Annotated in this window: 21 protein-coding genes and 3 pseudogenes; 17 read left to right on the top strand and 7 right to left on the bottom strand. The window is 63.2% G+C overall.

Going from position 1 to position 23,915, the window contains the following annotated elements; genetic code table 11:
* The first annotated feature begins 148 nt into the window (after positions 1 to 148).
* The gene (locus JNA92_RS08915; RefSeq protein ID WP_241804349.1) at positions 149 to 1,255 is read left to right on the top strand and encodes an NADH:flavin oxidoreductase/NADH oxidase; all 1,107 of its coding nucleotides are present in this window, start codon (positions 149 to 151) and stop codon (positions 1,253 to 1,255) included.
* A 9-nt stretch (positions 1,256 to 1,264) separates the two neighbouring features.
* Here JNA92_RS08915 and JNA92_RS08920 read toward each other — a convergent pair.
* The 6 genes and pseudogenes from JNA92_RS08920 to ydcS form a co-directional block, all read right to left on the bottom strand.
* Positions 1,265 to 1,461: pseudogene (locus tag JNA92_RS08920) on the bottom strand (toxin-antitoxin system HicB family antitoxin); the annotation flags it as partial.
* A gap of 126 nt (positions 1,462 to 1,587) precedes the next feature.
* Positions 1,588 to 3,012: a gamma-aminobutyraldehyde dehydrogenase gene (locus JNA92_RS08925; RefSeq protein ID WP_241804350.1), complete on the bottom strand. Its 1,425-nt coding sequence runs from the start codon at positions 3,010 to 3,012 to the stop codon at positions 1,588 to 1,590.
* Between the two features lie 17 nt (positions 3,013 to 3,029).
* Positions 3,030 to 3,836, bottom strand: a complete 807-nt coding sequence (locus tag JNA92_RS08930; protein WP_241804351.1) for an ABC transporter permease — start codon at positions 3,834 to 3,836, stop codon at positions 3,030 to 3,032.
* Positions 3,826 to 4,749, bottom strand: a complete 924-nt coding sequence (locus JNA92_RS08935; protein WP_241804352.1) for an ABC transporter permease — start codon at positions 4,747 to 4,749, stop codon at positions 3,826 to 3,828. Before JNA92_RS08935 ends, JNA92_RS08930 begins: the two co-directional genes overlap by 11 nt.
* 1 nt (position 4,750) lies before the next feature.
* A complete protein-coding gene (locus JNA92_RS08940) occupies positions 4,751 to 5,791 on the bottom strand; it encodes an ABC transporter ATP-binding protein (protein ID WP_241804353.1) in 1,041 nt (346 codons plus the stop codon).
* A gap of 116 nt (positions 5,792 to 5,907) precedes the next feature.
* A complete protein-coding gene (gene ydcS / locus JNA92_RS08945) occupies positions 5,908 to 7,059 on the bottom strand; it encodes a putative ABC transporter substrate-binding protein YdcS (protein ID WP_241804354.1) in 1,152 nt (383 codons plus the stop codon).
* Positions 7,060 to 7,265: 206 nt separating this feature from the next.
* Here ydcS and JNA92_RS08950 point away from each other — a divergent pair, with 206 nt between their 5' ends.
* The 9 genes and pseudogenes from JNA92_RS08950 (at position 7,266) to wspR (ending at position 16,451) form a co-directional block, all read left to right on the top strand.
* A complete protein-coding gene (locus JNA92_RS08950) occupies positions 7,266 to 7,955 on the top strand; it encodes a tellurite resistance TerB family protein (protein ID WP_241804355.1) in 690 nt (229 codons plus the stop codon).
* Positions 7,956 to 8,143: 188 nt separating this feature from the next.
* A pseudogene (locus JNA92_RS26060) lies at positions 8,144 to 8,560 on the top strand (MCP four helix bundle domain-containing protein); the annotation flags it as partial.
* A pseudogene (locus tag JNA92_RS08955) lies at positions 8,534 to 9,706 on the top strand (methyl-accepting chemotaxis protein); the annotation flags it as partial. The pseudogenes JNA92_RS26060 and JNA92_RS08955, both read left to right, overlap by 27 nt.
* Before the next feature lie 5 nt (positions 9,707 to 9,711).
* Positions 9,712 to 10,218 carry a chemotaxis protein CheW gene (locus JNA92_RS08960; RefSeq protein ID WP_241804357.1) on the top strand — a complete coding sequence of 169 codons (507 nt, stop codon included), beginning with the start codon at positions 9,712 to 9,714 and terminating at the stop codon, positions 10,216 to 10,218.
* Positions 10,215 to 11,459 carry a CheR family methyltransferase gene (locus tag JNA92_RS08965; protein ID WP_241804358.1) on the top strand — a complete coding sequence of 415 codons (1,245 nt, stop codon included), beginning with the start codon at positions 10,215 to 10,217 and terminating at the stop codon, positions 11,457 to 11,459. The genes JNA92_RS08960 and JNA92_RS08965 overlap by 4 nt, the downstream gene beginning before the upstream one ends.
* Positions 11,456 to 12,121, top strand: a complete 666-nt coding sequence (locus JNA92_RS08970; RefSeq protein WP_241804359.1) for a chemotaxis protein CheW — start codon at positions 11,456 to 11,458, stop codon at positions 12,119 to 12,121. Before JNA92_RS08965 ends, JNA92_RS08970 begins: the two co-directional genes overlap by 4 nt.
* The gene (locus JNA92_RS08975; protein WP_241804360.1) at positions 12,118 to 14,385 is read left to right on the top strand and encodes a hybrid sensor histidine kinase/response regulator; all 2,268 of its coding nucleotides are present in this window, start codon (positions 12,118 to 12,120) and stop codon (positions 14,383 to 14,385) included. Before JNA92_RS08970 ends, JNA92_RS08975 begins: the two co-directional genes overlap by 4 nt.
* The gene (locus JNA92_RS08980) at positions 14,382 to 15,395 is read left to right on the top strand and encodes a chemotaxis response regulator protein-glutamate methylesterase (protein WP_241804361.1); all 1,014 of its coding nucleotides are present in this window, start codon (positions 14,382 to 14,384) and stop codon (positions 15,393 to 15,395) included. The genes JNA92_RS08975 and JNA92_RS08980 overlap by 4 nt, the downstream gene beginning before the upstream one ends.
* Positions 15,396 to 15,446: 51 nt before the next feature.
* Entirely contained in the window at positions 15,447 to 16,451 is a 1,005-nt protein-coding gene (gene wspR / locus JNA92_RS08985) for a Wsp signal transduction system regulator diguanylate cyclase WspR (RefSeq protein WP_241804362.1), read from the top strand.
* A gap of 39 nt (positions 16,452 to 16,490) precedes the next feature.
* Here wspR and JNA92_RS08990 read toward each other — a convergent pair whose 3' ends face one another.
* Positions 16,491 to 16,886 carry a hypothetical protein gene (locus JNA92_RS08990; protein WP_241804363.1) on the bottom strand — a complete coding sequence of 132 codons (396 nt, stop codon included), beginning with the start codon at positions 16,884 to 16,886 and terminating at the stop codon, positions 16,491 to 16,493.
* Between the two features lie 211 nt (positions 16,887 to 17,097).
* Between JNA92_RS08990 and prfB the strand changes: the two genes are divergently transcribed.
* The 7 genes from prfB (at position 17,098) to JNA92_RS09025 (ending at position 23,897) form a co-directional block, all read left to right on the top strand.
* A protein-coding gene (prfB, locus tag JNA92_RS08995) for a peptide chain release factor 2 (RefSeq protein WP_241804364.1) occupies positions 17,098 to 18,193 on the top strand; the annotation gives its coding sequence in 2 pieces (ribosomal slippage) (positions 17,098 to 17,169 and positions 17,171 to 18,193; 1,095 coding nt in all).
* Between the two features lie 89 nt (positions 18,194 to 18,282).
* Positions 18,283 to 19,785 (top strand): lysine--tRNA ligase, encoded by a 1,503-nt coding sequence (lysS, locus tag JNA92_RS09000; protein ID WP_241804365.1) that lies wholly within the window; start codon positions 18,283 to 18,285, stop codon positions 19,783 to 19,785.
* A gap of 259 nt (positions 19,786 to 20,044) precedes the next feature.
* Positions 20,045 to 20,749 (top strand): TetR/AcrR family transcriptional regulator, encoded by a 705-nt coding sequence (locus JNA92_RS09005; protein ID WP_241804437.1) that lies wholly within the window; start codon positions 20,045 to 20,047, stop codon positions 20,747 to 20,749.
* A gap of 29 nt (positions 20,750 to 20,778) precedes the next feature.
* Entirely contained in the window at positions 20,779 to 21,327 is a 549-nt protein-coding gene (locus tag JNA92_RS09010; protein ID WP_241804366.1) for a hypothetical protein, read from the top strand.
* Positions 21,328 to 21,401: 74 nt separating this feature from the next.
* Positions 21,402 to 22,679: a flavohemoglobin expression-modulating QEGLA motif protein gene (locus JNA92_RS09015; protein ID WP_241804367.1), complete on the top strand. Its 1,278-nt coding sequence runs from the start codon at positions 21,402 to 21,404 to the stop codon at positions 22,677 to 22,679.
* Complete coding sequence (locus JNA92_RS09020) at positions 22,651 to 23,574, top strand: alpha/beta hydrolase (protein ID WP_241804368.1); 924 nt, start codon at positions 22,651 to 22,653, stop codon at positions 23,572 to 23,574. The genes JNA92_RS09015 and JNA92_RS09020 overlap by 29 nt, the downstream gene beginning before the upstream one ends.
* Complete coding sequence (locus JNA92_RS09025) at positions 23,571 to 23,897, top strand: hypothetical protein (protein ID WP_241804369.1); 327 nt, start codon at positions 23,571 to 23,573, stop codon at positions 23,895 to 23,897. Before JNA92_RS09020 ends, JNA92_RS09025 begins: the two co-directional genes overlap by 4 nt.
* Positions 23,898 to 23,915 lie beyond the last annotated feature (18 nt).

Genomic DNA, 23,915 nt, shown 5'->3' on the forward strand with positions numbered 1-23,915 from the left:
TGGTGCGCGCGTCGGAGCAGTCAGCAATCTGAGGGAACCTTCCCCCCCACCAATCTGGTCTAGTCTGATTAATGACCGGCACCGGGCCAGGGATGTGCACTTGAATGCCCGGGCCGGATCACCATTGGAGTCCTTGGGAGGTGCCCTCATGAGCCTGCTGCTCGAGCCTTACACCCTGCGTCAGCTGACGTTGCCCAACCGCATCGCCGTCTCGCCGATGTGCCAGTATTCAGCCGTCGATGGCCTGGCCAACGACTGGCACCTCGTTCATCTGGGCAGCCGCGCCGTCGGTGGCGCCGGGCTGGTCATCACCGAAGCGGTAGCCGTGACCGCCGAGGGCCGCATCACTGCCGAGGACCTTGGGCTGTGGACCGATGATCAGATCGCCCCATTGCAGCGCATTACGCGGTTCATCACTGCCCAGGGCGCTGTGCCGGGCATCCAGCTGGCCCACGCCGGGCGCAAGGCCAGCACCTACCGCCCTTGGCTGGGCAAGCATGGCAGCGTCAAAATCGAAGAAGGAGGCTGGCAGCCGGTGGGGCCGTCGAAAATTGCCTTCGACCCTGAACACACGGCGCCACGTGAGTTGAGCAAGGACGAGATCCAGGATGTGGTAGCCGAGTTTGTCAAAGCCACCGAACGCGCGTTGCAAGCGGGCTTCAAAGTGGTCGAAATCCACGCCGCCCATGGCTACCTGCTGCACCAGTTCCTCTCGCCGCTGAGCAACCAGCGCCGCGATGAATATGGCAGTTGCTTCGAAAACCGCATCCGCCTGACGCTGCAGGTGACCGAGGCGGTGCGTAAGGTCTGGCCGCAGGAACTGCCGCTGTTCGTGCGTGTGTCGGCGACCGACTGGGTAGAGGACGGCTGGAACCCGGACGAAACCGTGGAACTGGCCCGCCGGCTACGTGTGCTCGGGGTCGACCTGATCGACGTGTCCTCCGGCGGTACTTCGATGAATGCGGAAATCCCCACCGGCCCCGGCTACCAGACCCGTTTCGCCGAGCGTGTACGCAAGGAATCGGAAATCGCTACCGGCACGGTGGGCATGATCACCGAACCGGCCCAGGCTGAACACATCCTGCGCACCGGGCAGGCCGACCTGATCTTCCTGGCGCGCGAGCTGCTGCGCGACCCTTACTGGCCGTTGCATGCCGATGATGACCTGGGCGGTAACAGGGCTACATGGCCGGCGCAGTATCAACGGGCTACCAGCCGGGCAAATCCGATACATGAGTCGGATCTGCGCGACTGATTGACCCCCTCAGCTGTAAGCGGCCTTGCGCAGCCTATCGCTGACCCACTGATTGGTGCTTTTTTCCGCCAGCTCGGCCTTTGCGGCCACGCTGGCGTGAAGGGTGGGCTCAAGGCGCAGATTCAGCTTCGCCGAATAGGTCTTGTGCGGCTCACGGCCAAGGCGTTCACAGGTTTCGAAGTGTCATCAACGGCCTCCTCGACAGCCGGACTGTAGGAGATAGGGACCATGCTGAAGGAAAGGCCCTAGGTATCCATGCGAGGACGATCGCCACTTTGTACCGGCCTCCTTGCTGACTTGTCTCAGCAGAGGCCGGTAGCTTCACAGCACGTTCAGTGCTTGATCATCACATGCCGCACGCAGGTGTAATCCTCCAGCCCATACATCGACATGTCCTTGCCATACCCCGAATGCTTCTGCCCGCCATGGGGCATTTCGCTGACCAGCATGAAGTGGGTATTGACCCAGGTGCAGCCATACTGCAACCGCGCCGCCAGGCGGTGGGCGCGGCCGGTGTCGCGGGTCCACACCGACGAAGCCAGGCCGTACTCTGAGTCGTTGGCCCATTCCAGCGCCTGCGCTTCGTCAGTGAAGCGTGTTACCGACACCACTGGGCCAAACACCTCGTGACGCACGATCTCGTCATCCTGCAGCGCATCCGCCAGCACTGTTGGCTCGAAGAAGAAACCCTCCCCCGGTAGTGCCTTGCCTCCGGTGACCAGGCGAATGTGCGGCTGGGCGATGGCGCGCCCGACCAGGCCGGCTACCTTGTCACGGTGCTGAGCGCTGATCAGCGGGCCGAGTTCGGTGTCCTCGGCATCCTGCAGGCCGGTTTTAAGGCTGGCCACGGCTTTGCCGAGGCGTTCGACGAAGCGTTCGTAGATGCCCGCCTGCACATACAGGCGGCAGGCCGCAGTGCAGTCCTGCCCTGCGTTGTAGAAACCGAAGGTGCGGATGCCGTCGATGGCGGCATCGATGTCGGCATCGTCGAACACCAGCACCGGCGCCTTGCCGCCCAGCTCCATGTGCATGCGTTTAACGCTGCCCGCCGTGGCGCCGATGATGTGCGCGCCGGTGGGGATCGAACCGGTCAGCGAGACCATACGCACCTTGGCGTGGGTCACCAGTGGGCTGCCCACCGTCTGGCCGCGGCCGAAGAGGATGTTGAGCACGCCGGCCGGCAGTAGGTTCTTGGCCAGTTCGCCGAGGCGCAGGGCGGTCAGCGGGGTGAGTTCGGACGGCTTGATGACCACGGTATTGCCAGCCGCCAAGGCGGGGGCGATCTTCCACGCCAGCATCATCAGCGGGTAGTTCCAGGGGGCGATCGAGGCCACTACGCCCAGCGGGTCGCGGCGGATCATCGACGTGTGCCCGGGCAGGTATTCACCAGCCGCCGAGCCACCGAGGCAACGGGCGGCGCCGGCAAAATAGCGGAACACGTCGGCGATGGCCGGTATCTCGTCGTTCAGGGCCGCAGCGAACGGTTTGCCGCAATTCTGCGACTCCAGCCTGGCCAGCTCATCGGCATGCGCCTCGATCGTGTCGGCCAGCGCCAGCAGGGCCAGCGAGCGCTCTTTCGGGCTGGTCTGCGACCAGCTGTCGAAGGCCTGGTCGGCGGCGCGCACTGCCGTATCGACCTGGGCCTCGGTGGCTTCGTTGATCTGTGCCAAGGCACTGCCTTCGGCGGGGTTGAGCACGGTCCAGGCCGGGCCATCGCCTGCGACCAGGCGACCGTTGATCAGCATGTTGGTTTGCATCGGGGGCTCCTTGTGGGTCATTTGCCGCTGCCCGCAACGCTTTCACCGCCGCGGGTCAGGTAATAGGCGCCGAGGATCGGCAGCATGGTCACCAGCATCACCAGCATGGCAACCACGTTGGTCACCGGCACGTCGCGCGGGCGGCTGAGTTGGTTGAGCAGCCAGATTGGCAGGGTGCGCTCGTTCCCGGCAGTGAAAGTGGTGACGATGATCTCGTCGAACGACAGGGCGAAGGCCAGCATGCCGCCGGCCAGCAGCGCCGAGCCCAGGTTGGGCAGGATGATGTAGCGGAAGGTCTGCCAGCCATCGGCTCCCAAGTCCATCGAGGCCTCGATCAGGCTTTGCGAGGTGCGCCGTAGGCGGGCAATCACGTTGTTGTAGACGATCACCACACAGAAGGTGGCGTGGCCGACCACGATGGTGAACAGGCCAGGCTCGATACCCAGGGTCTTGAACGCCGACAACAGGGCGATGCCGGTAATGATGCCGGGCAGGGCGATCGGCAAGATCAGCATCAGCGAGATGCTCTCCTTGCCGAAGAAGCTGCGCCGGTACAGTGCCGCCGAGGCCAGGGTGCCGAGCACGAGCGCGATGAGCGTGGCCAGGCTGGCCACCTGCAGCGACAGCTTGATGGCTTCGAGCACGTCCGGCCGGGCGAAGGCGACGGCGATCCATTTCAGGGTGAAGCCTTTGGGCGGGAAGCTGAACGCCGCCTCTTCGGTGTTGAAGGCGTACACGAAGATGATGAGGATCGGGAAGTGCAGGAACAGTAACCCGCCCCAAGCCGCCAGGCGCAGGCCTGTGGACGCTTTTTCAGAGTGCATCGAAGGCCCCCAGGCGCTTGACGATGGACAGGTACACCGCGATCAGCACGATCGGCACCAGGGTGAACGCCGCGGCCATCGGCATGTTGCCGATCGCGCCTTGCTGGGCGTAGACCATGCTGCCGATGAAGTAGCCGGGCGGGCCGACCAGTTGCGGCACGATGAAGTCGCCCAGGGTCAGCGAGAAGGTAAAGATCGAGCCGGCCGCGATGCCGGGTATCGACAATGGCAGGATCACTTGGGTGAAGGTCTGCGCCGGCCGTGCGCCAAGGTCTGCCGATGCCTGCAGCAGTGAAGGCGGCAGGCGCTCCAGCGACGCCTGCACGGGCAGGATCATGAACGGCAGCCAGATGTACACGAACACCAGAAAGCGCCCGAGGTGCGAGGTCGACAGCGTGCTGCCACCCACCGCAGGCAAGGTCAGGAGGGCCTGCAGCAGGCCTTCGAGGTGCAACTGCTGGATGAACCACTGAGCCACACCCCCCTTGGCCAGCAGCAGGGTCCATGCGTAGGTCTTGACGATGTAGCTGGCCCACATCGGCAGCATTACGGCGATATAGAAGAATGCCCGGGTCTTGCCGCGGGTGTAGCGCGCCATGTAATAGGCGATGGGGAAAGCCAGCATGGCGCAGGCCAGCGAGACTGCCACGGCCATGGCCAAGGTGCGCAGGATGATGTCGAAGTTCGACGGGTTGAACAGCGCGGCGAAGTTGCCCAGGGTCAGTTGCGGGGTGACTGCCATGGTGAAGTCGTCGAACGTGTAAAAGCCTTGCCACAAAAGGTTGAGCAGCGACCCTAGGTAGATCGCGCCGAACCAGGTCAGCGGTGGGGTCAGCAGTAACAGCAGGTACAGGTTGGGGCGGCGGTAGAGCAGGTTGGAAAACCTGCGTGACGGGCTCAGGGCCAGGCTCATGTCACTGGCCCTCGGTCAGGACAGTTTCCTGCAGCACCGTCATCGCTTCACGTGGCCAGTGGGCCTGTACCCGTTGGCCGGGTTGCAGGGGGTGTGGCTGGTCGTGCCAGCGGTCGTTGGCCTGGCTGACCGCCAGCGATTGGCCGCTGTCCAGCTGCACTTCATAGCGGGTGGCACTGCCTTGGTACTGGATATCACGCAGCAGGCCGCTGACCTGTACATCGCGGCCGGCCTCGGGCTGGCCGAGCAGGCGAATATGCTCGGGGCGAATGGAGAACGGCGTCCGGCTGCCGCTCAGGTGCTGAGCCAGATCGCCGCGCACCACGTTGGAGGTGCCGACGAACTGGGCGACGAAGGTGGTAGCCGGTTTCATGTACAGCGTGCGCGGTGCATCGACCTGTTCAATACGGCCGCGGTTGAACACCGCTACCCGGTCCGACATCGACAGCGCTTCGGTCTGGTCATGGGTGACGAAAATGAAGGTGATACCCAGCTGGCGCTGCAGCTTTTTCAATTCGCCCTGCATCTGTTCGCGCAGTTTCAGGTCGAGGGCGCCGAGCGGCTCGTCGAGCAGCAGCACCCGCGGCCGATTGACCAGGGCGCGGGCCAAGGCAACACGCTGGCGCTGGCCGCCGGAAAGCTGTGCCGGTTTGCGCTCACCGTAGCCTGCCAGGGCTACCATCGCCAGGGCCTCTTCGGCGCGGGCATGGCGTTCGGCCTTGGCTATGCCTTTGACCTTCAGGCCATAGGCGATGTTGTCGCGCACGTTCATGTGCGGGAACAGTGCGTAGTCCTGGAATACGGTATTGACGTCGCGCTGGTAGGGCGGCACGCCAGCGGCTTCGACGCCATGGATGCGGATCGAGCCGCTGTCGGGCTGCTCGAAACCGGCTATGAGGCGCAGGCAGGTGGTCTTGCCCGAGCCTGAGGGGCCGAGCATCGAGAAGAACTCACCATCGATGATGTCGATGCTGACCTGGTCAACGGCCTTGACCTCACCGAAGGTGCGCGACACCTGGGTGAACTGGACGGCTAGGGGCATAAAGGGCTCCAGGTTGAAGCTGGGGCGCTTTGCGCCCCTTTGGCGACACAAGGCCGCTGCTGGAGAAACCGGGCGGCCCTTGTTCCTTCAGGCAATGCCACGATGCTCCGGGGGCGCTAGCGCCCGCCCATTATCGCAATGTAATCCTGGGTCCAGCGGCTGTACGGCACGAACTTGCCGCCCTGTGCCTGCGGGGTTTTCCAGAAGGCGATTTTGTCGAAGTTGTCGAAGCCATTGGTCTTGCAGCCCTCGGGCCCCAGCAGTGCATTGCCGTTGCAGGCCGCAGGTACTGCTGGCAATGAGCCGAACCAGGCCGCCACGTCACCCTGCACCTTTGGCTGCAGCGACCAGTCCATCCATTTATAGGCGCAGTTGGGGTGCTTGGCCTCGCTATGCAGCATGGTGGTGTCGGCCCAGCCGGTGGCACCTTCCTTGGGCAGGGTGGAGGCCACCGGCTGGTTGTCCGCCTTGAGGCTGTTGACCATGTAGCCCCAGGAACTGGAGGCGACCACGCCTTCGTTCTTCACATCGCTCATCTGCACCGTGGCGTCATGCCAGTAGCGGTGGATCAGCGGTTGCTGCTGGCGCAGCAGTTCGAGCACTGCCTTGTACTGTGCTTCATTCAGTTCATAGGGGTCCTGAATGCCCAGTTCGGGCTTGGCCGACTTCAGGTACAACGCCGCGTCGGCAATGTAGATGGGCCCGTCATAGGCCTGAACGCGGCCCTTGTTCGGTTTGCCGTCGGGCAGGTCCTGTGGTTCGAATACCACGCTCCAACTGGTTGGGGGCTGCTTGAAGGTGTTGGTGTTGTACAGCAGTACATTCGGCCCCCACTGGTACGGGGTACCGTAGACCTGTTTGTCGACCACGTACCAGCCACCGTCCTGCAGGCGCGGGTCGAGGTTTTTCCAGTTGGGAATCAGCGCGGTATTGATCGGCTGCACCTTCTTGCCGGCGATCAGGCGCAGCGAGGCATCGCCGGAGGCGGTGACCAGGTCGTAACCGCCCTTGTTCATCAGGCTGACCATTTCATCGGAGGTGGCTGCGGTCTTGACGCTGACCTTGCACCCGGTTTGCTTTTCGAAGCCTGTGACCCAGTCATAGGCCTTGTCGCTCTCGCCGCGCTCGATATAACCGGGCCAGGCGACGATATCCAGCCGGCCTTCGCCGGCACCGAGGGCCTTGGGCAACTCGGCAGCCTGCAGGCCTGCACTGGCCAGCAGTGCGCCGGTCACGGCGCCGAGCAATGCGGTTTTGTGCGCTGACATGGTGTTCCCTCTTTTGTAGAGCTTGGTCGGGGCAGTCATCAAGCAAGCAGTGGAGCGATCGTCATAGGTGTAAAGCGCTTGTGGCGAAATCGAGTCTAGTTGGCTTTTTGCCTACCGATGCAACATCCGGAAGCAAATCCACGGGTGGCCCCGGTCCCTGCAGGCCTTACTCTGAACGTCATTTTCCGCAGCGTGGAGCCATGCCAATGAATACTCGGGGTCTGCTCGATCAACTGCTCAAATCCGGCCAGGAACTGCTGAACAAACAGGGCGGCGCAAGCAAGCCGGCCGCAGGCTCAGGCGGCCTGGGCAGCCTGTTGTCCGGCGCTGGGGGCGGGGCGCTGGGTGCCGGCGCCCTGGGCTTGCTGTTGGGCAACAAGAAGGCGCGCAAGTACGGGGGCAAAGTGATCACCTACGGTGGCCTCGCCGCGCTCGGTGTGCTGGCCTACAAGGCCTATGGCAACTGGCAGGCCCGTCAGGGCGCAGGGCAGGGGGCCGAACCGCAAACCCTCGATCGCCTGCCCCCGGCCCAGGTCGAGCAGCACAGCCAGGCGGTACTGCGGGCGTTGGTGGCAGCGGCCAAATCCGATGGTCACATCGATGACCGTGAGCGTGCGTTGATCGAAGGCGAATTCACCCGCCTGGACAGCGACCGTGAACTGCAGCACTGGTTGCACGCCGAGCTGAACAAACCGCTGGACCCGGCCGAAGTCGCGCGCGCCGCACAAACACCAGAGATGGCTGCCGAGATGTACCTGGCCAGCCTGATGATGGTCGATCAGGAGAACTTCATGGAGCGTGCATACCTGGACGAACTGGCCCGCCAGCTTCGCCTGGACCCAGCCTTGCGTCAGGAACTGGAAAGCCAGGCCCGCCTTGCCGCCGCAGGTCAATGACGTGCACATGATCTGATCTCAAGGCAGGGATGCCTGATTACCCCGTATATTCAGCCGCCTAAGCGTAGGAAGCCTGGGCTATACTTCGGCGATTTTTCCCGCTCGTTGTGAATTCCTGAGGGCTGAATGTGAAGAACTGGACCTTGCGCCAACGGATCCTGGCAAGTTTCGCCGTGATCATCGCCATCATGTTGCTGATGGTCGTAGCTGCTTACTCGCGGCTGGTGGCGATCGAAAGTGCCGAGGAGGCAGTGGGTACTGACAGCATCCCCGGGGTCTACTACAGCTCGATGATCCGCAGTGCCTGGGTCGACAGCTATGTCACCAGCCAGCAGTTGGTGGGGTTGTCCGACCACCGCGAGATCACAGCCGCCGACATGGAGCTGTTCAAAAGCTTCGACGAACGCCTCAAGCAATATCTGGCCAGCTACCAAGGCACCATTCACGAAAAGGACGACCAGGCCCATTTCGACAGCTTCATCCAGATGGAGGCGGACTATACCCAAATCATCGGCCAGGTGATCGAAGCCTACCGTCAGCGTGATTATGCCGAGGCAGAGCGCTTGATCAAGGACGTGCTGGCACCGGTCTGGTCGCAAGGCCGTAATCATCTCAACACGATGATCGAGTACAACCGCGAAGCCGCTGACACCGCTAACCACCAGATCGTCGGTGCCGTGAGCACTGCCAAAGGCAGCATGATCGTTTCGCTGTTGTTGGCAATCATCGCAGCGGGCATCTGCGGCCTGCTGCTGATGCGCGCCATCACCGCCCCGGTGCAGCGCGTGGTGCACGCCCTCGACAAGCTGCGCTCGGGCGACTTGAGCATGCGCCTGAGCCTGGAGCGCAAGGACGAGTTCGGCGCCATCGAAAGCGGCTTCAACGAGATGGCCGAGGCGCTGGCCAAGCTGGTGTCCCAGGCTCAGCGTTCTTCGGTGCAGGTGACCACATCGGTCACCGAAATTGCCGCCACGTCCAAGCAACAGCAGGCCACCGCCACCGAAACCGCTGCTACTACCACGGAAATTGGTGCCACTTCGCGTGAAATCGCCGCCACCTCGCGCGATCTGGTGCGCACCATGACCGAAGTCACCAGTGCCGCCGACCAGGCCTCGAGCCTGGCCGGTTCCGGCCAGCAAGGCCTGGCGCGCATGGAAGACACCATGCACCAGGTCATGGGTGCAGCCGACCTGGTCAATGCCAAGCTGGCGATTCTCAACGAAAAGGCCAGCAACATCACGCAGATGGTGGTGACCATCGTCAAGGTCGCCGACCAGACCAACCTGCTCTCGCTCAATGCTGCCATCGAAGCGGAAAAAGCCGGCGAGTATGGGCGCGGCTTTGCCGTGGTAGCCACCGAAGTAAGGCGCCTGGCGGACCAGACGGCTGTGGCCACCTACGACATCGAGCAGATGGTGCGGGAAATCCAGTCGGCGGTATCGGCAGGGGTGATGGGCATGGACAAGTTTTCCGAAGAAGTACGCCGAGGCATGTTCGAAGTGCAGCAAGTGGGCGAGCAACTGAGCCAGATCATTCATCAGGTACAGGCGCTGGCGCCACGGGTGTTGATGGTCAACGAAGGCATGCAGGCCCAGGCTACGGGGGCCGAGCAGATCAACCAGGCACTGGCTCAGCTCAGCGATGCCAGCACACAGACGGTGGAATCGCTGCGCCAGGCCAGCTTCGCCATCGACGAGTTGAGCCAGGTGGCCGCGGGCCTGCGCGGTGGTGTATCGCGCTTCAAAGTCTGACCGCCATGAGTGACCTGTACTCGCATGCGGCAGTAACGGCCAGCGCCAAGGGCAAGCTGTACCTGCTGTTTCGTCTCAGCGAGCAACGCTTCGCCCTGGATGTGCGCGAGGTGATCGAGGTGCTGCCGCGCCGGCCACTCAAGCCGATCGCCCAGGCGCCGGCCTGGGTTGCTGGGATTGTCGCCCATCGAGGCGTGCTGGTGCCGGTGGTCGACCTGTCGGCCCTGAGTTTCGGCCAGCCTGCCACTGCGCGCACCAGCACACGGCTGGTGCTGGTGCACTATCGCGGCGAGCATCAGTTGGGGCTGATCCTCGAACAGGCTACCGAGACCTTGCGCTGCCTCGCCGAGGAGTTTCAGCCCTATGGGCTGGACAACCCCGACGCGCGTTACCTGGGCCCGGTTCGCCAGGACGCCGATGGCCTGCTGCAGCGTATCGAGGTCGATGACTTGCTGTCGGATCCTGTGCGCGAACTGCTGTTCCCACCAGCATCGGGGCAGGTGTCGGCATGAGCGAGCAACGGTTTTTCCGCTTTCTGCAAGCGCGCATCGGCCTGGATGTCGAGTCGGTTGGCGTGCCCATGGTCGAGCGTGCCCTGCAGCAGCGCTGTGTCGCGGTCAATGCTCAAGACCTGCACGACTATTGGCTGTACTTGCAGCGGTCCGCAGAGGAGCAGCAAGCGCTCATCGAAGCGGTGATCGTCCCGGAGACCTGGTTCTTCCGCTACCCAGAGTCGTTTACCGCGCTGGTCGGGCTGGCCCACAAACGCCTGCACGAACTTGCCGGCGAACGGCCGCTACGCTTGCTGAGCCTGCCGTGCTCCACGGGCGAAGAGCCGTATTCCCTGGCCATGGCCCTGCTCGATTCGGGGATGAACCCGGCTGCGTTTCGCATCGACGGTATCGACATCAGCCCCAACTCGGTGGCCAAGGGCGTGCAGGCGATCTACGGTCGCAACTCGTTCCGCGGCGCTGACCTGGCCTTTCGCGAGCGCCACTTCAATGCGCTTGCCGAGGGCCATGAGTTGAATGAGCGGGTGCGCGCACAGGTGGACCTGGCCGTGGGCAACGTGCTCGATCCGGCGCTGGGCAGCCGTAACGGCTGTTACGACTTCGTGTTCTGCCGCAATTTGCTGATCTACTTCGACGTGGCGACCCAGCAGCGAGTCTTCGAGGTGCTCAAGGGCCTTACCCACGAGCACGGCGTGCTGTTCATCGGGCCGGCCGAGGGTAGCCTGCTGGCAAGGCTGGGGATGCGGCCGCTGGGCATTGCCCAGTCGTTCGCCTACGTCCGCCAGCCGTTGGAGACGCCAGTCCAGCCTCGGCTCAGCCCGCCGGTGCCACTCGCACCGAGCCGTCCCGTGCCGGCCCCGGCGCCCATTTTGCGGCCATTGCGTTCGGTGCCGGTTGCCCCGCCCACAGCCGTGCAGCGCGAGAGCGCCAGTGAGTTGCTGGCCCTGATCGCGAAGCAGGCCAACGCCGGGGAGGGCGCGCAAGCGCGTGCCAATTGCCAGCGCTACCTGCAACAGTTCGAACCCACGGCTCAGGTGTATTACTGGCTGGGACTGCTCAGCGATACCGAAGGCGATGCCCGGCAAGCCCAGACTCACTACCGCAAAGCCCTGTACCTGGAGCCGCAGCACCCTGAGGCGCTGCTGCACCTGGCCATGTTGCTGGCGGCCCAAGGCGACGAAGCAGGCGCCCGCCGCTTGCAGGAGCGCGCGACACGCGCTGGCAGGGGGGCTGAACGATGAGCGTTGAAGACGCGATTGCACTGCTCGCCGAGGACGTTGAGCGTATCGATGATTGCTGGAACCGGATCGGCGTGCACGGCAACAAGCAATGCCCGCTGCTGGAAAGGCATATCCACTGTCGCAACTGTGAAATCCATGCGGCGGCCGCTACCCGTCTGCTGGACCGCTATGCATTGGTCCAGGACGATCATGTGCAGGAGGCGGCGCAGGCCGAGCCCTGCGTCGGGCGCTCGCTGCTGCTGTTTCGTCTGGGGGAGGAGTGGCTGGCCCTGGCCACTGCCTGCCTGGCCGAGATCGCCCCGGTGCAGCCGGTGCATTCCTTACCGCATCAGCGCTCCCGAGTGCTGCAAGGGGTGGCCAATGTGCGTGGCGCACTGGTGCCGTGCCTGTCGCTGAGCGAACTGCTGGGGGTGGCGCAATTCTCCGAGCCTGCGCACAGCAGCCGGGCGATGCCGCGCATGTTGATTCTGGCGGCGGCAGGCGGGCCAGTGGTGCTGGCGGTGGACGAGATCGACGGTATTCATCGCCTGGAGCCCACACTACCGGGGGGCACTGAAGATAGCGCACCCTTCACCGCCGCCGTACTGCAGTGGCGCGGGCGCAGCGTGCGTGTGCTGAACGATCAACAACTACTGTCTGCCGTGCAGCGGAGCCTGTCATGACCCCTGAGCAAATGCGCGACGCATCGTTGCTCGAGCTGTTCAGCCTGGAAGCGGAAGCTCAGACCCAGGTGCTCATCACCGGGCTGATGGCACTGGAGCGTGACCCGACCCAGGCCGATCAGCTGGAAGCCTGCATGCGTGCTGCGCACTCGTTGAAAGGGGCTGCGCGCATCGTTGGCATCGACGACGGCGTCAGCGTGGCCCATGTGATGGAAGATTGCCTGGTAGCGGCCCAGGAAGGCCGGCTGCTGCTGCGCGCTGAACATATCGACGCCTTGCTGCGCGGGACCGACCTGCTGCTGCATGTCGCCACACCCGGTGACCCCGCCGGGGAGAGCGCGGTACCCGGTTTTCTGGCCCAGATGTCTGGCCTGCTGGGCCCTTCCAGTGCACCTGCGCCTGCCACGGAGCCGCTGCACAAACCATTAGCTGCGGCCGACCCGATCACTGCCGAGCCTGAGCCAGAAGCAGAGCCGCTTGTGCCGCGCAAAACAGGCAAACGCAGCGCACCAGGTGGCGAGCGGGTGTTGCGGGTAACCGCCGATCGACTCAACAGCCTGCTCGACTTGTCGAGCAAGTCGCTGGTCGAGACGCAGCGCCTCAAACCCTACCTGGCCACGCTGCAGCGCCTCAAGCGCATGCACGGCCAAGGCATGCGCGCCCTCGATGGCCTGAAAGCCCAGTTGGAAGGCAGCGGCCAGAGCCTGCTGGTGCTCGAAGCACTGGCCCAGACGCAACGGTTGTTGCTGGAAACCCAGCAGATCCTGCAGCAGCAGACCGCCGACCTCGACGAATTCGGCTGGCAGGCCAGCCAACGCGCCCAGTTGCTGTACGACACCGCCTTGGCCTGCCGCATGCGCCCGTTCGCCGATGTGCTTACCGGCCAGAGCCGTATGGTGCGGGACCTGGGCCGCTCGCTGGGCAAGCAGGTGCGTCTGCAGATAGACGGTGAAAAGACCCAGGTCGACCGTGATGTACTGGAAAAGCTCGAAGCGCCGCTGACCCATCTGCTGCGCAATGCAGTCGACCATGGTATCGAACTGCCTGAGCAAAGATTGCTGGCGGGCAAACCGCCAGAAGGTGCAGTACGTCTGCGGGCCTCCCATCACGCCGGCCTGTTGGTCCTTGAACTGAGCGATGACGGCGCCGGTATCGACCTGCAACAGCTACAGCGCAGTATCGTTCAGCGCGGCCTGTCCCCGGCCGATACCGTGGCGCAGATGAGCGAGGCGGAGCTGCTGACCTTCCTGTTCCTGCCGGGCTTCAGCATGCGCGACAAGGTGACCGAAGTCTCCGGCCGTGGTGTCGGCCTGGACGCGGTGCAGCATCTGGTCCGGGACCTGCGCGGCTCGATCGAGCTGACGCAGCAGGCCGGCCAGGGCTGCCGTTTCCATCTTGAAGTGCCGTTGACGCTTTCGGTGGTACGCAGCCTCGTGGTGGAAGTCGGCGGTGAGGCTTATGCGTTCCCGTTGGCGCATATCGAGCGCACCTTGGAAGTGACGGCCGAGCAGATCGTGCAAATCGAGGGGCGGCAGCATTTTTGGCATGAGGGCCGGCATATCGGCCTGGTGGCGGCCAGCCAGTTGCTCAACCGGCCCGCCGTGCAAGGTGACGAAAGCGGTTTGCCGGTGGTGGTGATCCGCGAACGTGAACAGCTGTACGGTGTGGCCGTGGAGCGGCTGATCGGTGAGCGGGTGCTGGTAGTGATGCCGCTCGATGCACGGCTGGGCAAGGTCCAGGACATTTCTGCGGGGGCGCTGCTGGACGATGGTTCGGTGGTGTTGATCGTCGATGTCGAAGATGTGCTGCGCTCGGTCGAGAAGCTGCTCAGCACCGGCCGCCTGGAGCGCATCGAGCGCGGCGTGCAGGCCGGCCGTGGCGCCAGCCGCAAGCGCATTCTGGTTGTCGACGACTCGCTCACCGTACGCGAACTGCAACGCAAGCTGCTGAGCAACCGCGGCTTCGAGGTGGCCGTGGCGGTCGACGGCATGGACGGCTGGAATGCACTGCGTAGCGAGGATTTCGACCTGCTGATCACCGACATCGACATGCCGCGCATGGACGGTATCGAGCTGGTCACATTGGTGCGCCGTGACCAGCGCCTGCAGTCGCTGCCGGTGATGGTGGTGTCGTACAAGGACCGCGAAGAAGATCGACGGCGGGGCCTGGACGCTGGCGCCGACTACTATTTGGCAAAAGCCAGCTTCCACGACGATGCGTTGATCGATGCTGTGATCGAACTGATCGGAGGTGCTCAAGGATGAAGATCGCCATCGTCAACGACATGCCCCTGGCGGTAGAAGCGTTGCGCCGGGCCCTGGCCCTGGAGCCTGCGCATGAGGTGATCTGGGTGGCCAGCAATGGCGCCGAGGCCGTGCGCCAGTGTGCCCAGGCAACGCCCGACCTGATACTCATGGACCTCATCATGCCGGTGATGGATGGGGTGGAAGCGACCCGGCAGATCATGGCCGAAACGCCGTGTGCCATCGTCATCGTCACCGTCGACCGCAAGCAGAACGTGCACCGCGTGTTCGAGGCCATGGGCCACGGGGCCCTGGATGTGGTCGACACCCCGGCGCTCGGCGCGGGTGATGCGCGTGAGGCAGCGGCCCCGTTGCTGCGCAAGATCCTCAACATCAGCTGGTTGATCGGCCAACAGCGGCCCAGCGCGACCAAACCGGTCGCCGCGCCTTTACGCGACGCCGCCCAGCGCCGCGGCCTGGTGGCGATCGGCTCTTCGGCCGGGGGACCTGCGGCCCTCGAGGTACTGTTGAAAGGGTTGCCCAAGGGGTTTCCGGCATCCATCGTGCTAGTCCAGCATGTTGACCAAGTGTTCGCTGCCGGCATGGCCGAGTGGCTTGGCAGTGCCTGTGGCATGCCGGTGCGCCTGGCCCGTGAAGGCGAACCGCCGCAGCCTGGGCAGGTCCTGCTAGCGGGCACCAACCACCATATACGCCTGCTGCACAACGGCCAGTTGGCCTACACTGCCGAACCTGTCAACGAGATCTACCGGCCCTCGATCGATGTGTTCTTCGAGAGTGTGGCGCGCTATTGGCGCGGGCAGGCGGTGGGCGTGCTGCTCACCGGCATGGGGCGCGATGGTGCCCAAGGCTTGAAAATGATGCGCCAGCAAGGTTTCCTGACCATTGCTCAGGACCAGTCAAGCAGCGCAGTCTACGGTATGCCCAAAGCCGCCGCGGCAATCGATGCAGCGGTGGAAATCCGTCCGCTGGAGCGAATCGCCGGGCGCCTGATGGAAATCTTTGCACAATGACGATATGTATTGAGTCACACCGCTCCTGCGGCCGTGATCAGGTGAAAAGGGATGATTGATCTACCGATCGAAGGGTTTGCGACCGCCAATGAAAATTCGGCGATGGTCTTGCTGGTCGACGACCAGGCGATGATCGGTGAAGCGGTGCGGCGTGGCCTGGCCCAGGAGGAAAACATCGATTTCCATTTCTGCGCCGACCCCCATCAGGCCGTGGCCCAGGCCATGCGCATCAAGCCCACGGTGATCCTCCAGGACCTGATCATGCCGGGCCTCGACGGCCTGACCCTGGTGCGCGAATACCGCAACAATCCGGCTACCCGGGACATCCCGATCATCGTGCTGTCGACCAAGGAAGACCCTCTGGTCAAGAGTGCCGCCTTCGCTGCCGGGGCCAACGACTACCTGGTCAAGTTGCCGGACACCATCGAACTGGTGGCCCGCATCCGCTACCACTCGCGCTCGTACCTGACCCTGCTGCAACGTGACGAGGCCTATCGGGCATTGCGCGTGAGCCAGCAGCAATTGCTCGATACCAACCTGATGCTGCAGCGGCTGATGAACTCCGATGGCCTCACCGGGCTGTCCAACCGCCGCCATTTCGATGAGTACCTGGAGCTGGAGTGGCGCCGGGCCATGCGTGAGCAACAGCAGTTGTCGCTGCTGATGATCGATGTCGACTATTTCAAGGTCTACAACGACAGCTTCGGGCACCTGGCCGGCGATGAGGCGCTGCGCAAGGTGGCACAGGCCATTCGCGGTTCGTGTTCACGGCCTACCGACCTGCCGGCGCGCTACGGTGGCGAGGAGTTCGCGCTGGTATTGCCCAACACCTCCCCGGGCGGGGCGCGGCTGGTCGCGGAGAAACTGCGCCAGACCGTACATGGCCTGGATATCCCGCATACCGCGCCGCACGACGATTCGCGCCTGACCGTGAGCATTGGCCTGGCGACGCAGACCCCGGCTGTGGGCAGCCATTGCCGGCAGCTTATATCCGCTGCCGACAAAGGCTTGTACCTGGCCAAGAACAGTGGTCGGAACAAAGTCGGTATCGCATAAGGGCTTGGCTGGCGCGAGCGGGGTAGCCGCCAGTCAAGTTTACTTGGCGGCTTTTCTCTTGAGCCTGTAAGTCCGATCTGCAGAGCGGACGGTGAGTTCCGTTTCTTCGCCTGCGATCTTGAACCTGACGACCGCCCATATTCTGTAGCTCGCGGCCTCTTTCAGGACGGCGCCGGGTACATAGCCTTCAACGGTCTCTTCGCGCCGGGGGTCTGCAGGTGATCGTCCCGTTCCCCAATTATCGCCGTAACACCCGACGGTGACGCTTTCGAGCCCGGGAATCTCTTCCTTCAACCCCGGGTAATGTACTTTTACAGGGTTACGGGCGGGCGCTGGGTCGAACTCTAGCGTGTCGTTCACGGCGTTCGTGAATTCTGGAGGCAGAATTTCGAACCCCTCCAGCATTTTCAATGCGCGGTCAAAGTCATCACTCATTTTCATTGCTCCCATTGAGGCGGCGGACGATCCGCATGCCTGGGGGCAAGTCTTGCGTGGCTCGACGGCTGGGGGCTACTGGCAGAATTACCAGGAAATCACGCGCGGTCATGATCCGGCGCTGTGCGGGCTGCTCAACGGGCTGCCGTGCTTGGCTGTATGGGTTATACTCGCGGGCTTTTCACCGAATTCGTACGAGAGCCCCGCGCCCATGGAAATCCAACCGATCCTGAACACCATCAAGGACCTCACCGAACGCTCCCAGTCCATTCGGGGGTATCTTTGACTACGATCAAAAGCATGACCGCCTGATCGAAGTCAACCGCGAGCTGGAAGACCCCAACGTCTGGAACAAGCCTGAGTACGCCCAGGCCCTGGGCCGCGAGCGCGCCATGCTGGCGCAGGTCGTCGAGACCCTGGACAAGCTGTCCGGTGGCCTGGGGGACTGCAAGGACCTGCTCGACATGGCTGTCGAGGAAAATGACGAAGGCGCCGTCAGCGACGTCGTGACCGAGCTGGAAGGCCTGGAAGAAAACCTGGCCCAGCTTGAGTTCCGTCGCATGTTCAGCGGCGAGATGGACATGAACAACGCCTACCTGGACATCCAGGCAGGTTCCGGCGGTACCGAAGCGCAGGACTGGGCCAACATCCTGCTGCGCATGTACCTGCGCTGGGCCGACAAGCGCGGCTTCGACGCCACCATCATCGAGCTGTCCGAAGGCGAAGTCGCCGGCATCAAGGGCGCCACCGTGCACATCAAGGGCGAGTACGCCTTCGGCTGGCTGCGCACCGAAATCGGCGTGCACCGCCTGGTGCGCAAGAGCCCGTTCGACTCCGGCGCCCGTCGCCACACCTCGTTCTCGGCGGTGTTCGTGTCGCCCGAGATCGACGACAAGGTCGAGATCGATATCAACCCGTCCGACCTGCGTATCGACACCTACCGCTCCTCCGGTGCCGGTGGTCAGCACGTGAACACCACCGACTCCGCGGTGCGTATCACCCACGTGCCGACCAACACCGTGGTGGCGTGCCAGAACGAACGCTCCCAGCATGCCAACAAGGACACCGCCATGAAAATGCTGCGGGCCAAGTTGTACGAGCTGGAAATGCAGAAGCGCAACGCCGCTTCCCAGGCGTTGGAAGACAGCAAGTCGGACATCGGCTGGGGCCACCAGATCCGCTCCTACGTGCTCGATGACTCGCGCATCAAGGACCTGCGTACCGGCGTCGAGCGCAGCGACTGCAACAAGGTGCTCGATGGCGACATCGACCAGTACCTGGAAGCGAGCCTCAAGCAGGGGCTGTAAGCCGCACACCACCGCCGCGATGCCTGTACGCCGGCATCGCGTGCCCTGCCCGAAAAGGGCAACGAATACCTGATGGAAAGAATGACGACATGAGCGACCTCAAGACCGAATCGCAAGACCTGCAACAGGAAGAAAACACCCTGATCGCCCTGCGCAAGGAAAAGCTTGCCGCCGAGCGCGAGAAGGGTCAGGCCTTCCCCAACGACTTCCGCCGCGACAGCTACTGCAACGACCTGCAGAAACAGTACGCGGACAAGACCAAGGAAGAGCTGGAAGCGGCAGCGATCCCGGTCAAGGTTGCCGGTCGCATCATGCTCAACCGTGGCTCGTTCATGGTCATCCAGGACATGACCGGGCGCATCCAGGTCTACGTCAACCGCAAGACCCTGCCGGAGCAAACCCTGGCAGCGGTCAAGACCTGGGACCTGGGCGACATCATCGCCGCCGAAGGCACCTTGGCCCGTTCCGGCAAGGGCGACCTGTACGTCGAGATGACCAACGTACGCCTGCTGACCAAGTCGCTGCGCCCACTGCCGGACAAGCACCACGGCCTGACCGACACCGAGCAGCGCTACCGCCAGCGTTATGTCGACCTGATGGTCAACGAAGAAACCCGCCACACCTTCCGTGTGCGTTCGCAGGTGATCTCGCACATCCGCAAGTTCCTCATCGACCGCGACTTCCTCGAAGTCGAAACGCCGATGCTGCAGACCATCCCTGGCGGCGCCGCGGCCAAGCCGTTCGAAACCCACCATAACGCCCTGGACATGGCCATGTTCCTGCGCATCGCGCCGGAGCTGTACCTCAAGCGCCTGGTGGTCGGTGGTTTCGAGAAGGTGTTCGAGATCAACCGCAACTTCCGTAACGAAGGCGTTTCGACCCGGCACAACCCCGAGTTCACCATGCTCGAGTTCTACCAGGCCTACGCTGACTACCGCGACAACATGGACCTCACCGAGGAGCTGTTCCGCGAGCTTGCCCAGCTGGTGCTGGGTAGCACCGATGTGCCCTATGGCGACAAGGTGTTCCACTTTGGTGAGCCGTTCGTGCGTTTGTCGGTGTTCGATTCGATCCTCAAGTACAATCCGGAGCTGACCGCAGCGGACCTTCAGGATGTCGAGCGGGCCCGCGAAATCGCCAAGAAAGCCGGTGCCAAGGTACTGGGCCACGAAGGCCTGGGCAAGCTGCAGGTGATGATTTTCGAAGAGCTGGTCGAGCACAAGCTGGAGCAGCCGCACTTCATTACCGAATACCCGTTCGAAGTGTCGCCGCTGGCCCGTCGCAACGACGACAACCCGGCCGTGACCGACCGCTTCGAGCTGTTCATCGGTGGCCGCGAGATCGCCAACGCCTACTCCGAGCTCAATGACGCCGAGGACCAGGCAGAGCGTTTCCTGGCCCAGGTGGCCGAGAAGGACGCCGGTGATGACGAAGCCATGCACTACGATGCCGACTTCGTTCGCGCCCTGGAGTACGGCATGCCACCGACTGCCGGTGAAGGTATCGGCATCGATCGCCTGGTGATGCTGCTGACCAACTCGCCGTCGATTCGCGACGTGATCCTGTTCCCGCACATGCGCCCACAGGCCTGAGTGGATTGAACAAGCCGCCTTTCGGGGCGGCTTTTTATTGCCTGAAGCCTTATTTTGTTTGTCAGAGCCCCTTCGCCGGCAAGCCGGCTCCCACAGAAACCGCACTGCGCTTGAACAGAGCGGGGTGTTTGGGCGGCCCCAGGACGTCGGACACCTATCCAATGTCGTTGGGCAGTGCCCGTTGTGGAAGCCGGCTTGCCGGCGATAGGGCCGGTGCAGTCACCCCCAAGATCGATGAGGTACACCCGTGACCCCCGCAATGGCCCAGCAAGGCGCCGCCGGCATTGCCACCGCCGTCGCCGAAAGCGTGCAATACCAGGGTCGCAAGACCGCCCGCCAAGGCAGCGAACAGCGCCGCCAGTTGATCCTCGACGCCGCCATGCGCATTGTCGTGCGTGATGGTGTGCGTGGCGTGCGCCACCGTGCCGTTGCCGCCGAAGCCGGTGTGCCGCTGTCGGCCACCACCTACTATTTCAAGGATATCGAGGACCTGCTCACCGATACCTTCGCCCAATACGTCGAACGCAGTGCCGCCTACATGGCCAAGCTGTGGGCCAATACCGAAGTGGTGCTGCGCCAGCTGCTTGCCCAGGGGGATGGCAGTGCGCAATCAAGGGCGCGCCTGGCTGACGAAGTGGCGCAGATGACTGCCGACTACGTTTCCCGTCAGTTGGTCACCCGCCGCGACTTCCTGATGGCGGAGCAGGCCTTCCGTCAGGAGGCGCTGCTGTGCCCGCGCCTGGCCGAGTTGGTGTGTGCCCACGAGCAGATCCTGCTGCATGGCACGCGCCAGCTGTTGCAGGTGGTCGGTTCGCAGCAACCGGAACAGGACGCCCAGATGTTGACGGCGATCATCGAGCAGATGGAATATCAGGGCCTGCTCAAGGATGCCGATGCGCAAGCCGATGGGCAGATGCTCGCTATGCTTACCCGTTACCTGCACTTGGTGCTGGCATCGGGCTGAGCCGAGAACGAACTTTCAAGGAGAACTTGATGAAAGCCTGGCGTGTGGTGTTGTTGACGTTGTCATTCCTCCTGCTGGGCGGTTGTCTGGTGACCTTCCATGAGCCATTGCCGAGCAATCAGGCGGCGCCCAAAGCCCTGCTCGGCACGTGGAGCAGCAAGGACGCCTGGGGCGAGCCACTCAAGATGGTCATCAGCCGCAGTGGCGCCGATGCCTATAAGGCCGTGGCCACTGCCAAAGGCAAGAAGCCCGAAGAGTACGTATTCACCGTGTCACGCCACGGCAACCGCTGGTACCTCTCTGCCGGTGTCCCCAAACGCCTGGGCGGCCATTTCCTGATTGGCGGTTTCGATATCGTCGATGGCAAGGAGCTGGTCATCTATAACCTTGATGTAGAACAGGTGCAGCAGGCGCTGGAGAAAAAAGAGCTGAGCGGGCGTAGGACCGAGGTACCAGAGGACAATGGCGAGGGCGTGTTGATCGACAGCCCTTCAGCGCGGGTGCTGGCCTACCTGGATGACCCGGCCAACTCCGACCTGTTCGTCGAGGTGGCGCGCTTCCAGCGAGTCGGCAAATGACCGTGCAGGCCCTGGCGCCGGCTTGCCGAGGCTAGGGCCAGTACAGGTGCCTTGTTCTAGAAAGGAGTTCCCCGTTGGACGAGTACCAGCAGACCATTCGCGCACTGTCCGATCGCATCGTCACCGCGCAGACCCCGATCCGAGTGCTCGATGCGGTCAAATGGGACGACAGCATCCGCCAAGGCTTTCTGAAGGCCAAGGGCAAAGAGCCGCCGGCCGTGGACCGCGCCTATTACCAGTCGCGGCCGCTGTCGTTCGATTCAAGTGCGGTCAAGGCCGAGTTCCAGAGCATCGAGCGCGACATCACCCGGCAATTGGGGCAGTTCAACCCGGTGGGGCAGATCATGCGGCGCATGTGCAAGGAGTACCGCATGGTGGTGCGCATGCTCGAGGCACGCGGCACCGAGGACTTCGGCCTGATCTCCCAGGAACTCTATGGCGCGGCGTCCGATGCCTTCCACGCTGGCGACCCGACGCTGGCCGACCTTGGCCTGATGCTTTCCGATTACCTGAACAACATCGACGGCCGTGGTGACCTCAAGGACGAGCCGAAAAACATCACTGCCAAAGAGACCGTGGATATCCTGCAGCATCGCCTGAACAAGGTGTTCGGCGAGGCTGAAGAGACCATCCGGGTGTTTGAGTCGGACGGGATCGTCGCCGATGCGGCGGCCGGTGCCGACTATATCAAGGTGCGCGCCGACGCCATGTTCAACAGCCGTGATGTGCGCGCGCTGGAAGTGCACGAGGGGCTCGTGCATGTGGGCACCACGCTCAACGGCCTGAACCAGCCGATCTGCACCTTCCTGGCCAAGGGCCCGCCTTCATCGACGGTGACGCAGGAGGGCTTGGCGATTCTCATGGAGGTGATCGCCTTCGCCTCGTACCCCAGCCGCTTGCGCAAACTCACCAACCGCACGCGCGCCATCCACATGGTCGAAGAGGGCGCCGATTTCCTTCAGGTCTTCGAGTTCTTCCGCGCCCAGGGTTTCGAAATGGCGCAAAGCTACAGCAATGCAAGCCGGGTATTTCGCGGGTCGGTGCCCGATGGTCTGCCATTTACCAAGGATTTGTCCTACCTCAAGGGTTTCATCATGGTTTACAACTACATTCAGTTGGCCGTGAGAAAGGGCAAGCTAGAGCAGATTCCGCTGCTGTTCTGCGGCAAGACTACCCTCGAGGACATGCGCACCTTGCGTCAACTGGTCGAAGAAGGCCTGGTGGAACCGCCCAAGTACCTGCCGGAGCAGTTCCGCGACCTCAATGCCCTGTCGGCCTGGATGTGCTTCTCCAACTTCCTCAACCACCTGAGCCTGGATCGCATTGAAGCCGACTACGCGAACATTCTTTGAGCGCTGCCGCTGCCTGGTCCTGGGCTTGGCGCTGCTGGGTCTGGGCGGCTGCAGCAGCCTGTTGTTCTACCCGGAGCCGGGCCAGCCGTTCACGCCCGAGCGTGCCAAGCTGCAGTACCGCGATGTCACCCTGACCACCGCCGACGGCGTTCGCCTGCATGGCTGGTGGCTGCCGGCCAAGGCCGGTGTCGAGGTCAAGGGCACGGTGCTGCACTTGCACGGCAATGGCGGCAACCTGGCGGGGCACCTGGGCGGTAGCTACTGGCTGCCGGAGCAGGGTTATCAGGTGCTGATGATCGATTACCGGGGCTATGGCCTGTCTGAGGGTAAGCCCGGTTTGCCGCAGGTCTACAACGACATCGCAGCGGTCATGGCATGGCTGGACCAGGCCCCCGAGGTCAAGGGTAAATCCCTGGTACTGCTGGGGCAGAGCCTCGGTGGGGCAATGGCCATCCATTATCTGGCAGCCCACCCCGAGCAGCGCCAGCGCTTCAGCGCACTGGTGTTCGATGGCGTACCGGCCAGTTACCGTAACGTCGGGCGCTTTGCGCTGAGCACATCGTGGTTGACCTGGCCCTTGCAGGTGCCGTTGTCCTGGCTCGTACCCGATGGCGACAGCGCGATCCGTTCCGTCGAGCGCCTGAGCAGCCCACCCAAACTGTTCTTCCATAGCATCGACGACAACCTGGTACCCATGGACAACGGCATCCGCCTCTACCAGCACGCACCGCCTCCAAGGGTGCTGCAGTTGACCCGTGGGGGCCACGTGCAGACCTTCGCCGACCCGGTCTGGCGCCAGGTGATGCTGCGTTTTCTTGATGATCCCAGCCATTTCAACGGCCTGCGGCGGCTGGCCGAAGTGCCCAACTACCCCGACGAGAAGAGTAAGCAATGAGTGAAGAACGCAACGCCATCCCGCTGATCCTGACCGGTGTCGGCAGCATCATCGTGACGGTGGGGGCTCTGTGGTACTACGGCTACCTGCATTTCGCCAAGCCGGAAGACGCGCTGTTGCTGCAGGATTTCACCATGCTCAAGACCGTTCCGGGCGAGGATTACAAGGTGTCCCTCGACCCTGCGCCGCAGGTGGCGCAGTGTGTAGAGGGTGTGCTGGTGCTGTTCGACACAGCGCAGAAGGGCCTTACCGGGGTACTGGTCGACAACCGCAAGCGTGCGGTGCGCTGCATGGGTGAACAAACCCCGCAACGCGTGCAATGACCCGTTCCAGCCAATGAT

The organism is Pseudomonas putida, assembly GCF_022627325.1.
GTDB classification, from domain to species: domain Bacteria; phylum Pseudomonadota; class Gammaproteobacteria; order Pseudomonadales; family Pseudomonadaceae; genus Aquipseudomonas; species Aquipseudomonas putida_X.